At 65.2% G+C, this 12044-nt stretch carries 11 protein-coding genes; 4 read left to right on the forward strand and 7 right to left on the reverse strand.

Going from position 1 to position 12044, the window contains the following annotated elements; translation table 11 throughout:
- Positions 1–350, reverse strand: a 350-nt coding sequence (locus HGB10_11070) for a DUF951 domain-containing protein (GenBank protein NTU72341.1), incomplete at its 3' end; no start/stop codon positions are given.
- Between the two features lie 161 nt (positions 351–511).
- On the opposite strand from HGB10_11070, the gene HGB10_11075 reads away from it, so the two are divergent.
- Positions 512–787: an ACT domain-containing protein gene (locus tag HGB10_11075; protein NTU72342.1), complete on the forward strand. Its 276-nt coding sequence runs from the start codon at positions 512–514 to the stop codon at positions 785–787.
- Positions 788–844: 57 nt separating this feature from the next.
- Entirely contained in the window at positions 845–2209 is a 1365-nt protein-coding gene (locus HGB10_11080; GenBank protein ID NTU72343.1) for a PFL family protein, read from the forward strand.
- A 3-nt stretch (positions 2210–2212) separates the two neighbouring features.
- On the opposite strand, the gene HGB10_11085 is transcribed toward HGB10_11080, so the two are convergent.
- On the reverse strand, positions 2213–4930 hold the full coding sequence (locus tag HGB10_11085; protein NTU72344.1) for a hypothetical protein: 2718 nt from the start codon (positions 4928–4930) through the stop codon (positions 2213–2215).
- A gap of 391 nt (positions 4931–5321) precedes the next feature.
- Between HGB10_11085 and HGB10_11090 the strand changes: the two genes are divergently transcribed.
- A complete protein-coding gene (locus HGB10_11090) occupies positions 5322–5768 on the forward strand; it encodes a hypothetical protein (protein NTU72345.1) in 447 nt (148 codons plus the stop codon).
- 98 nt (positions 5769–5866) lie between these two features.
- Here the strand turns inward: HGB10_11090 and HGB10_11095 are convergent, their stop codons facing one another.
- The 4 genes from HGB10_11095 to HGB10_11110 form a co-directional block, all read right to left on the reverse strand.
- Entirely contained in the window at positions 5867–6907 is a 1041-nt protein-coding gene (locus HGB10_11095; GenBank protein ID NTU72346.1) for a hypothetical protein, read from the reverse strand.
- Positions 6907–7653 carry a response regulator transcription factor gene (locus tag HGB10_11100; protein NTU72347.1) on the reverse strand — a complete coding sequence of 249 codons (747 nt, stop codon included), beginning with the start codon at positions 7651–7653 and terminating at the stop codon, positions 6907–6909. Before HGB10_11100 ends, HGB10_11095 begins: the two co-directional genes overlap by 1 nt.
- A gap of 152 nt (positions 7654–7805) precedes the next feature.
- The gene (gene gltA / locus HGB10_11105) at positions 7806–9170 is read right to left on the reverse strand and encodes an NADPH-dependent glutamate synthase (protein NTU72348.1); all 1365 of its coding nucleotides are present in this window, start codon (positions 9168–9170) and stop codon (positions 7806–7808) included.
- A gap of 89 nt (positions 9171–9259) precedes the next feature.
- The gene (locus HGB10_11110) at positions 9260–10099 is read right to left on the reverse strand and encodes a sulfide/dihydroorotate dehydrogenase-like FAD/NAD-binding protein (protein ID NTU72349.1); all 840 of its coding nucleotides are present in this window, start codon (positions 10097–10099) and stop codon (positions 9260–9262) included.
- Positions 10100–10314: 215 nt separating this feature from the next.
- On the opposite strand from HGB10_11110, the gene HGB10_11115 reads away from it, so the two are divergent.
- Complete coding sequence (locus tag HGB10_11115) at positions 10315–11511, forward strand: peptidoglycan DD-metalloendopeptidase family protein (protein ID NTU72350.1); 1197 nt, start codon at positions 10315–10317, stop codon at positions 11509–11511.
- Between the two features lie 47 nt (positions 11512–11558).
- On the opposite strand, the gene HGB10_11120 is transcribed toward HGB10_11115, so the two are convergent.
- Positions 11559–12044: aminoacyl-tRNA hydrolase (locus tag HGB10_11120; protein ID NTU72351.1), on the reverse strand; the 486-nt coding region annotated here is incomplete at its 5' end.

Below are 12044 nucleotides of genomic sequence, written 5' to 3' on the forward strand. Positions count from 1 at the left end.
AACGCCGCGTTGAGGAGATCGGCGATGCGCTGGCAGTCTCTCAGATCATCCGGGTGTGTGGCGCGGAGGCGATAGCCCGCCGCCATCTCCACCGGCGGCAGCACATGCCCGGCCAGGCGCAAGCGCTGCTCGGAGGACGCGAAGATGCGGATCATCAGGGACTGGAGGCTGAAGCCTACCTTGGTGGAGCCGATGAACCCGCGGAAGCGGCGATCGAACTCGGAACGAACGAGCATCACGCGACGCTCGCACCCGCGGCACTTCAGACCGATGTCGGCACCTACGCGAACAATCTCCCACTCGTTGGCGCCACACGGGTGCGGCTTCTTCAGCTTCACCACGTCGCCCATCTTCACGGGTGTGATCGGAACCGCCACAACTCGCCTCTCACCTGTCGGGTCGCACCGCCGGACGCACCGAAACGCGGCCGCAACCCCGCCTGCGGTATAAGGGAGTATACGCTCGACGCTATACTCCACCCACACGAAATCCCTTACGGAAGGACCTCCCCATGCGCACGCTCGCGATCCTGTCGGTGCTCGGCGAAGACCGCGTCGGCATCGTGGCGAACGTCTCTCGAGTACTCGCCGAGTGCTCCACCAACATCGAAGACATCCGGCAGACGATCATCGGCTCCACGTTCTCGATGACGATGCTCGTGACCGTCGACGAGGATGCCACCGCCTTCGATGAGGTCCAGCGCCGCCTCGAGGAGGTCGGCACCGAGCTCGGCATGCAGATCACGCTGCAGCGTGAGGACGTCTTCCGCTTCATGCACCGCATCTAGCGCCACACTCTGCTCGCCAGCCGCCGCCGTTCGCGTCCCCACTCCCAAGGAGTCCCCGTGCACATCACCCCCGAGGAGATCGTCGAAACACTGACGATGGTCACCCAGCAGAATCTCGACATCCGCACCGTCACGCTCGGGCTATCCCTCGCGAGCTGCGCCGACTCCGACATGGAGGTCATGGCGCGCCGCGTCTACGACCACGTCACGAGCTCCGCCGAGCGGCTGGTCCCCGTCGCCGAGCAGATCGAGCGCGAGTTCGGCATCCCCATCTGCAACAAGCGCATCTCGGTCACGCCGGTCGCACAGCTCGCGGCGGTCTCGTCGACCGACGACATCACCCCCATCGCGCTCGCGCTCGACCGCGCTGCGCACGAGGTCGGCATCGACTTCCTCGGCGGGTTCTCGGCGATGGCGCACAAGGGTATGGGCACCGGATCGACTCGGCTCATCGCGAGCATCCCCGAGGCGCTGTCCATCACCGAGCGCGTCTGCGCGAGCGTGAATGTCGCCACCACGCGCGCCGGCATCAACATGGATGCCGTCATGACGATGGCCGAGACGGTCAAGGCGTGTGCGGCGCTGACCGCCGACCGCGACAGCATCGGCTGTGCGAAGCTCGTCGTGTTCGCGAACATGGTCGAGGACAACCCGTTCATGGCAGGCGCGGTTCACGGCTACGGCGAGCCGTCGGCCGTCATCAATGTCGGCATCTCCGGACCGGGCGTTGTGCGCGCGATCGTCGATGCGCTGCCCAAGGACGCCGACATGACCGCTATCGCCGAGGCGATCAAGGCGACGTCGTTCAAGATCACCCGTGCAGGCGAGCTCGTCGCCCGTGAGGCCGCCAAGCGCCTTGGTGTGGCCATGGGCATCGTCGATCTCTCGCTGGCCCCTACGCCCGCCGAGGGCGACTCCGTGGCCGAGATCATCGAGGCGATGGGCGTGGGCCGCTGCGGCGGACCCGGCACCACCGCGGCGCTCGCACTGCTCAACGACGCGGTGAAGAAGGGCGGCGCGATGGGCACGTCGAGTATCGGCGGGCTGTCCGGCGCGTTCATCCCCGTCTCCGAGGACCAGGGCATGATTCGCGCCGCCGAATCAGGCGCGCTCACCATCGAGAAGCTCGAGGCGATGACCGCTGTGTGCTCGGTGGGGCTCGACATGATCGCAATCCCCGGCGACACCACAGCCGAGACCATCGCCGGCGTCATCGCCGATGAGTGCGCGATCGGCGTCATCAACAACAAGACCACCGCGGTGCGGCTCATCCCCGCCGTGGGCAAGAGCGTGGGCGACCGCGTGAAGTTCGGCGGGTTGCTCGGCGAGGCGCCGGTCATGGCGGTCAATCAGTGGGCCGGGACCGTGTTCGCCCGTCGCGGCGGCCGCTTCCCTGCCCCGCTGCAAAGCCTGCGCAACTAGCCGCTAGTTGGCGACGACCGTGTAGGTCAACCGCGACGCATAGGCGCCCGGCGACGCGTCCCACGGGATGTCGAGTCGGAAATCGAAGTGGTACGGATGCAGCCACACGTACTCGGCGCCCGTGTCGATCGCGAGCGTCTGCGTCGTCGTCGAATTCGGCGTCCAGGGCTGACTTCCCCATCCCGACATCTGGTACGACAACGCGCTCACCGTCATCGTGGGCACAGGAGTGGCTGTCGCGGTGGAGGTGAAGTCCTCGCCGTACAGCGACAGCGTGTAGCCGAGATCGCCGACGCCCCCGACCGTGATCGTTGTCGCGTCGGTGACGGTCGTCGTATCGCCCGGATCCATCGCCCCCAGATCGATCGCTGTAGGCTCGATGGTCAGCCACAGCTGCGACTGCGGCATGGTCTCGGTGTCCGTGGTCGACGCCGCCGAGACGTTGCCTGCGACGTCGACTGCGGCAACGTTGAAGACGTAGGTCTGCCCGGCGGTCAGATCGGTCAGTTCGTAAGTCGTCTCCGTAGACGTCGCCACCAACGACCCATCAGCGAAGATCCGGTAGTACGAGAGGCCGGACGTCGTGTCTGTCGATGGATTCCACGACATCTCGACGCTCGTCGTTGTCACAGCACTCGCCGAGAAGCTCGTTGGCACCGTCGGCGGCCGCGTGTCCACCCTCACCGGCACGCTCTTCGTCGTCTCGACATTACCTCGGTTGTCCACCGACCAGTACTGCAGGGTGTTCGTCTGTTCGATGGAGACCACGAACGGGGCGGTGTACGTCGCAACGGCGCCGCCGTTGAGGCGGTAGAAAGTGGTGGCGACGCCGCTGCCCGCGTCGGTCGCGGTGAGCGAGACCGTCACCGGCGAGGTCGCCCATCCGAGCGGCGCGTCGTCGACCGTCGAGGGCGGATGACGGTCGATCCGCACGGGGCCGAAGCTGCTCGTCGCCGACCAGTTCCCCGACACATCCCGTGTACGGAAGTTGTAGTACCAGCTGCCATCGGGAAGCGAGGTCGTCGCCACGGACGAGAGTGCGGAGTGACTCGACGAGTTCGTGGTGAAGCCTTCGACCACGATCTCGTCCCAGTCGACGTACTCGGTCGTCGCGTTGACGCTGGCGCCGAACTGGACGAGCACGTTGGCGACGGCCGGCAGCGTATAGGTGTGTGCCGTCCACGGGGTCGCCGACGAGGTGCCCAGGTTCTGCTGCAGGGTCGTCCAGCTGGTGCCGCCGTTCGTCGAGTACCGCACGAGCTCGTAGTCCGCATTCGTCGAAAATGCGGTTCGGTAGTCCCAGAACGAAAGAGTCGCGGTGTCGTACGCGCTCAGATTGAAGGTCTTCGAGAAGTTGGCCGTTCGCCTGGTTGTGTTGTTCGCCCATACCTCAGCGCCGTTGGCCGCGTTGTGAAACCGAGTAGCGCTGAGTCGCACGTAGGTGGTACTCGAACGGGTCCAGTCCGCGGGCCACGTGCCACTCACGAAGCCCTGACTGTCAACCGTGGTCGTGCTGACGGTGTTCTGTGTGACGCTTGTGATCGTCGAGGTTTCCAGGGTGGCCGTAGCCGCGCCGGGTGCATCGAGGGTCCACGAGTAGCGCGCGCCGTACATGCCCGAGCACAGATCGGTCGAGTTGACCGAACTCACGGTGGCGGTTGGGACGTTGGTCCACACCCCGGCGATGTGCGTCGCGCTGGAGAGCGAGGGTGCGGACGGCGCAGTGGTGTCGGTGACGACGACCGCCTGCGTCGCGGTCGTCGACAGTCCGCCGGCATCAAGCGCGGTCCACTCGATGATGGTCGTGCCCAGAGGGAGCGTGGCCGGCAGTGATGGCGAGGCCGTCACACTCGGCGCACCCTCGTCGGTGACCGTGTAGTCGCCGGTACCGTCGTAGGTGCCGTATCCCCCGGGAGTGTTGCCCTCCAGCACGCGGTCTACGGCCGTGATCGTCGGTGGGGCATTGGGCGCACCGCCGTTTCGCACCTGCCACACATAGCGGCCGAGCTGCCCATCCGAGTTCAGTGAGTTCTCGATGAGCGCGGTGGCAGGCGCGCCCGAATCGAGCAGCGCCCCGTTTGCGTTGCTACCCGGCAGCTCGAACGAACTCCCGCCGTTGATCGCCCAACCCGCCCGTGCGTACCCGGTCGATGCGGTAGTTCCCCTGTCCCAGGTCATCTGGTCGTAGTTGAACTCGAAGTCGAAGTTGCCCGCGCCCGTGTCGGACCGGTCGATCAGAACCAGCTGGAAGTGATCGAGCGGAGACGCTTGCTGGTTGTAGCGCGCAACGCCGCTCCAGGTGACGATGAACGCCTCGTGGCCGTCGACAAGCGGAGGGTCGATGACGTCGCTGTACCAGACCTTCCCCGAACCTGAGTTGCGGGTGTCGACGTCCGCCCAGAACGGCGCCATGACGTTTCGGTTCTGCGATACCAAGGTGGGGTTGGGGTCGTATCCGGTGAAGGTCTGCCCGAACGTGCAGTTGCCGTTCATGTTGATGTAGATCTGGCTGAAGAAGGTGCCGTTCCAGTTCATGGAGAACGGCAGGTCCACGACAAGGTTGCTTGTGTCGTCGCCGACCGGCACCGACGTGACCATGGAGCGCGCCGGAGACCTCACGGCATCGGGTCCCAACGCCAGCGCGAACGATGGGGCGAGCGCAGCGCCGACGTAAAGGACGCACGCCAGAAGGAACGCATGCGCGCCTCGACGCGCGGCCAAAGCCGCGCTCTTTGTCACCCGCCCATACCCCGGTACCACGCCGTCCCTTCGACAAACACCTGTGGGACGAACCACCAAGAATCGTCCCTGAATCGCTCCGCGCAGAGTAGTGCGCCGGCCGCGTCAATGCGGTTTGGAGAGAAGTCTACTTCACCGGAGCCTGCAGTACCGCAATCAAGTGCCCCTAGACGGCAGTCGTTCAGATTTGACCCCCCAGTGGCACGAATTCGTCGCATCAATGACCGTTTATCTCACGATTTCGACCATCTGTCGGAACCTGTTCATGCCTGCCATTAAGAAGACCGAAAAATGCTGTGCCGAAGGAACTTGGGGGCCAATCGGTCCAGTCCACGGTGAAGGTCATGTAAACCGCAATCTTGGAGGGACCGAAATGAAGAAGGCCTTTGTCTTGACTGCGCTCGCAGTCGCCCTGCTCCTCAGCATCGCATCCGTTGCCAGCGCCGATAGCGCCCAGTACGGCAGCGGCGCGCCCGGCACCGTCACCGTGAGCGCGAACGTCGCCTCGAAGATGACGCTTACCGTCACGACCCCGGATGCCGGCCAGTCGATTGACTACGGCGCGGTCGATCCCGGCGACGTCATCACCGGCGAGGCTGTGCAGCTCAACGTGAAATCCAACAAGGCGTACGATCTCGACGAGGCCATCACCGCCGTCGCCGCTGATGAGCTGCAGGTTGCCACCGACTTCACGAATGTCGCCGGTGCCGCCAAGACGGCTTCGCAGAACTACGCCTCGAACTACACGCTGACCGTGCCGTTCGACTGCGCCCCTGGCGTCCACACCGCCACCGTGGTCTACACCGCCACCCAGAACTAGACGCATCCGCACCAGCGAAACCAAGAACCCCCTGGGTGACCGCCCGGGGGGTTCTTCTCTTTGCTTGCTAGCAGCCGTCGCTGCCGGAATGCGCGCCGCTATTCCTCATCGTCGGGCTGAAGGGCCCTTGCTCGCTCCTCATCAGCTGCGCGCTCCGCCTTCCTCTGGGTGTTGCGGGCAGAGGCCGACCAGATTGCGCGTACGAAGACGAGCACGACGAACGCCCCGACCGCGATGATGAGCCACAGGGGGATGAGCCAGACGGACTTCTCTTGGTTGATGGTGTCCGCGCCCTGGTTGATCGCATTGCCCTCGTCATCGACTTCGGTGACGTCGAGGCGAACCGTGTGCGGGCCAAGTGCGAGACCCTGCGCCATGACCGTTCCGGTCGACAACGTGTTGCTGCCGGCGAACAGGGTACGGCCGTTGATCGGCGTCTGCTCGGCAAGTGTGTTGCCGTTTCGGTCAAGGAAGAGCACACGCGCCCCGACCCTGACGTCTGTATTGCCCAGGTTCATCGTGGTGAAGTCGTAGGGCACAGCGCCGTTGATGACGAACGTCGGCACGTTGAAGGGCCGCACCTCAAGCTTCTTGAAGCGCTCTCCCGCGACCTTGAGCTGGATGCGAGCGCCGAGTCGGCCGGAGATGACGGACTGCGAATTGGCGCCACCGGGCAGATCGAACGACTCGAAGAAGATCAGGATGTTGTGGTCCCCTGGCGCCGTATCGCGCGGTACCGACAGCGAGAACTCAATGGGCACCTTCTCGCCCGCGGCGAGCTCGAGGTACGGAATGTTGCCGATGGACAAGCTGTTCGCCGGCATGCTCACCTTCACCCACGATGACGGGTTCTTCAGCGAACTGACATCGGCACGCGTGGGGACGGTGTAGCTCACCTTGCCCGTGGCGTCGATCTTCTGGTCGGCGGCGTACACCATGACCTTGATGGGCTCGTCGCCTTCAGAGCTGACGACAACCGACCCGGTGAGCTCCCCGGACTCGGGGACTTCGAAGCTGAACGTTCCGGACGACAGGCCGATGGTCCTCTTGGCGTGGGCGATGGAGGGCATGCATGCCAACGCGAGAAACAGGACGAACACTGACACCGTGCGCTGGAACCCGCGTGGCCGCACCCTCATCAAATACCTACCGCCTCTCTAAACGACCTGACCTGACGCCGAGCCACAGGTATGTGCGTTTCGTCGCGATCGGACGAGACGACGACATACGACCCGTCGGCACGCAGAATCTCCTTGACCTTGTTCAGGTTGATCAGGTAGCTGCGGTGCACGCGGGCGAACGCTTCTCGTGACATCTTCTCCTCGAGCTCGCCGAGAGTCATGTCTACGAGGTACTGGTTCTCATACGTGTGAGCGTAGGTGGACTTGTTGCGCGCCGACAAGAAGATGATGTCGTCAAGGGTGAGCAGAACCGTGCGACCGCCTTTGCGGACCGCGAGCTTGCGGAAGTCCGTCTCACCGCCCAAGTTCTCCGATGACACGCGCCGGCGGCCACGCATGAGACTGCCCACGCGCGCGGCAAGCTCGAGCACGTTGAACGGCTTGGTCACGTACTGCTGAACGCCCTGCTTGAAGGCGAGGATCTTCGCGAGATCCTGCGTCTTGGCCGTAAGCATGATCACGGGGATGTTGGCGGTGGCCGGGTTGTTGCGGATGTCCATGAGCGTCATCCAGCCATCGACCCGTGGCATCATCACGTCGAGAAGGATGACATCGACGCTTTCGCGGCCGAGAAGCTCGACGCACTCCGCGCCGTCGCAGGCGCCCGACACACGCATCCCCTCGGCCTCGAGGCCCATGCGAACCATCTCGACGACAGTCTCGTCGTCGTCGACAACCAGCACGTGGATCTGCTCGTCAGGCACCGTTCGCTCCCATTGCCGCGCCGCAAGTACGGGTAATCCTACCAGACAGACGGCGCTCAATACCGCTCGTCCACAGCAGGATTCTACCCCACAGGCCCGACACGAACGCGCGGAATCGCACTCTGAGTTGGGAATGCGGGTGCGTGACCGGACTAATTGCGCAGCCAGCGGTCCATCGCCACAGCAGCCTTCTTGCCTGCGCCCATCGCCAGGATGACGGTTGCTGCGCCGGTCACGATGTCGCCGCCGGCGTACACGCCCGGCATGTTCGTGGTGCCGTCGTCATCGGTAACGATGTAGCCGCGCTTCGTGAGTTCGAGCTCGGGTGCGGCCTTGGACAGCAACGGATTGGCGCGCGTGCCGACCGCCGAGATCACCGTGTCGCACTCGATGGTGAACTCGCTGTCCATCACGCAGACGGGGGCCCTGCGTCCGCTCTCATCAGGCTCGGTGAGCTCCATGCGCGTCGCCACGATGCCGGTCACGAAACCATCGCGACCCACGATCTCTGAGGGCGAGCACAACATCTTGAACTCGACACCTTCTTCGCGCGCGTGGTGCACCTCTTCCTTGCGCGCGGGCATCTCATCTTCCGTTCGCCGATAGACGAGGAAGACCTCCTCGGCGCCGAGGCGAAGCGCGGTACGCGCCGCATCCATCGCGACGTTGCCGCCACCGATGACCGCGACCTTGCGACCACGCCACACCGGGGTGTCGGAGGTCGGGAACTCGTACGCGCGCAGCAAGTTCACCCGCGTGAGGAACTCGTTTGCCGAGAAAACTCCGTTGAGGTTCTCGCCCGGTGTCCCAAGGAACACCGGCAGTCCCGCTCCACTGCCGATGAACACGGCGTCGAAGCCCTCCTCGGCGAGGAGTTCAGGAACGGTGACGAGCTGACCCACGACGGTGTCGGTGACCAGTTCGACGCCGAGCGCTGAGAGCGTCTCGATCTCGCCATCGAGGATGACCTTCGGCAACCGGAACTCGGGAATACCGTAGGAGAGCACGCCGCCGGGCGCGTGCAGTGACTCGAAGATGGTGACGGCGTGTCCGAGCTGAGCGAGTTCGCCGGCGCAGGCGAGTCCCGCCGGACCCGAACCCACGACCGCACACCGAAAGCCGCTCGAGGGCGCAACTGCGGGCACGCATCGGCCGTCGAGTTCACACGCGAGGTCCGAATCGCCGAGGAAGCGCTCGAGCCGGCCGATCGCGACCGACTCGCCTTTCTTGGTGAGCACGCACATCTGCTCGCACTGCTCTTCCTGCGGGCAGACGCGACCGCACACAGCGGGAAGCGCGTTGCGCTCCTTGAGAATCTCGACGCCACGCTTGTGGTCGCCCTCGATGATCGCGCCGATGAAGCCCTTGATGTCGATGTTGACCGGGCACCCCTCCTGGCAGGTGGGGTTCTTGCACTGCAGGCAGCGCATCGCCTCTTCGAGCGCCATCTCGGGCGTGTAGCCGTAGCCGACCTCGTCGAAGACGCTTGCGCGCTGCTTAGGGTCGCGCTCGGGCATCGCGACGCGCGGGCCGCGTGAGGGCTTGTGGCGGGGCTTATCGGCAGGCTGGGGGGCCTCGGAGGCGCCCGGTACCGGCGTCGTGTCGTCTACAGGTGACATTGGCACCCCTGCGAGTAGTCGGCGTCGGCCTCGCGCTCGAGGTCGGAGTAGACGCGCTGGCGGCTCATGAGCTCTTCGAAGTCGACGGCGTGGCCATCGAAGTCGGGACCATCGACGCATCCGAACTTGGTTTCGCCATCGACGCTCACGCGACAGGCGCCGCACATGCCGGTTCCGTCGACCATGATCGGGTTGAGAGAGACGGTGGTCGGCACCGAGAAGTCACGGGTGGTCGCAGCGCAGAACTTCATCATGATCGCGGGGCCCACGGCGAACGCCTCGTCGATCTCACCCGCCTCGCACAGCTCCTTGAGGGGATGCGTGACCAGTCCCTTGATGCCGGCCGAGCCATCGTCGGTCACGACCACGAACCGCTCGAGCGGAAGCGCCCGCAGCTCGTCTTCGAGGATCAGCAACTCCTTGTTGCGCGCGCCGATGATGACGCTCACCTTCGCGCCAGCATCGGCCATCGCGCGCGCCACAGGATAGGCGACGGCAACTCCCACACCGCCGCCGATGATCGCGATGCGATCGACGCCATCGGTGTGCGTGGGCACGCCGAGCGGACCTACAACGTCGAGCAGCGAGTCGCCCACCTCGAGGTGCGAGAGCTGGTGCGTGGTCTTGCCGACCCGCATGAAGATGAAGCGGATCCAGCCTTCCTCGGCGGACCAATCGGAGAACGTGAGAGGAATGCGCTCGCCGCGATCGTCGATCCGGACCATGAGGAACTGGCCCGCGCGAGCCTTCGCGGCGATCTTGGGCGCGGACACTCCGATCTCGAAGACGGCATCGGAGAGCTGGCGCTTGTGCACGATGGGAAACATCGGCCTCCGTCGGGGCAGGTTGCAGATCGGATGCGACCGAAACATGCCGGACGCAGAATCCGCACAGTATATCAGCGGCGACAGGCGCGACCGCACCACTCGCCCGCTCGTTTGCCGCCGTACACCTGCGCGGGGTATCATCTCCCCGAACGAGCCAATGCCTTCCGGCGGCCATCAAACTATACGACGCAGCAGTCCCCGGAGGAACCGAACGCATGCACCGCAGCCATGCATATCTCCCCACCCTACTTGCACTCGTGCTTGCTTTGGCGTGCGCTCAGCCCGCCTTCGCGCTGTCCGCCGCAGACGCACGCGCTCACCAGCGCGCAGCGGACGCCGCGCGCGCGAAGGCTGCCCAGCAGCAGAAGCTCGCCGATGAGCTCCTCGCCGAGACCAAGAAGCTCGACGATATCGTCGATGACCTGCAGGCCGAGGCCGACGCGCTCGATCCGCAGATCTCCGCAGCCACGAAGCGCTCGAACCGCCTGCGGGCCGAAGTCGCGGCGTTTCGTGCCAAGATCAAGCTCAAGCAGATGGAGATCGACCAGACCCAGGCGCGCTACGACGAAGAGCAGGGCTACTTCGAAGGCCGGGTCACCGCGAGCTACAAGCAGGGCGACTTCTTCTTCGTGAACATGCTGCTCAGTGCCGAGGACCTCGGGGACCTGGTCACGCGCACCGAGTTCATCGCTCGAACCATCAAGTCGAGCAACGACATCGCAGCTGGGCTGGTTGAGACCCGCGACTCACTCGAGCGCGCCAAGGTAGAACTCGACCGGTCGCTCGAGACCGCGGCCGCTAAGAAGCGCGAGGCCGTCGCTGCCGAGAACAAGATCCGCGACCTGCAGGACGCGCGCCAGGCCAAGACCGACCGGCAGGACGCGGTGCTTGACAAGAAGTCGGCGCTGATGGCCGACACCAAGAAGAATGCGAAGCGACTGCGCGCGCTGGCCGAGGCCGAAGAAGCCGAGTCGGACCGCATCGCATCCGAGCTCGCGGGCGGCGGCTCCGGCCGCTTTGCCGGGACGATGGCGTGGCCCGTTCCCAGCTCGCATCGCATCACCTCGAACTACGGCCCACGCATCTGCCCGTTCCACGGCCGAGAACTGCATCCGGGAATCGACATCGGAGCGCCCTCGGGCTCCCCGATCGTCTCGGCAGGTGCCGGAACCGTCACCTATGCCGGGTGGCGCGGATCGTACGGCAACTTCGTGATGGTCAACCATGGCAACGGAGTGGTCACCTGCTACGCGCACCAGACCTCCGGCGGCATCAAGGTGCACGTGGGGCAGCGCGTGAGTAAGGGCCAGCGGATCGGGACCGTGGGCAGCACGGGCAACTCGACCGGACCGCACCTGCACTTCGAGGTGCGCGTCAACGGCACCCCCAAGAATCCGATGACCTACCGCTAGAGTGCATCGGCGCCGGGCGTTGCGCGCCGGACTCGTGCGCACGGACGCTAGACGCCGTTGTACTCGCGCATCGTCGGCTCGACGCCGTCCTCCAGAATGCTCACGCACGCCTGGGCCGCAGCAGGAATCGACGCCTCGAGGTCCTCGAGCGCATCCCCCTTCAGCGACTGCAGCACGTAGTCCGCGGCGTCCATGCGACCCGGAGGACGCCCGACACCGACGCGGACGCGCAGGTAGCCGTCGTCGGCAAGCTTCTCGTGAAGCGAGCGCAGGCCGTTGTGACCGCCGTGCCCACCGCCGCGCTTCACACGCACCGCACCGGCGGGCAGGTCGAGGTCGTCGTGGATCACGATGAGCTCGGACAGCGGCGTGCCGTACTCCTCGGCGAGCTTCTTGACCGAGCCACCCGAGACGTTCATGAACGTCTGCGGCTTGGCCAGCACGAGCTCCTCGTCGGCGAAGCGGACAACCGCGACCTTCGCGCCACACTGATCCTTCCAGTACGTGGCGCGAAGGTTCTCGGCAAGCAGATC

This window comes from Coriobacteriia bacterium (assembly GCA_013334745.1).
Taxonomy (GTDB): domain Bacteria; phylum Actinomycetota; class Coriobacteriia; order Anaerosomatales; family JAAXUF01; genus JAAXWY01.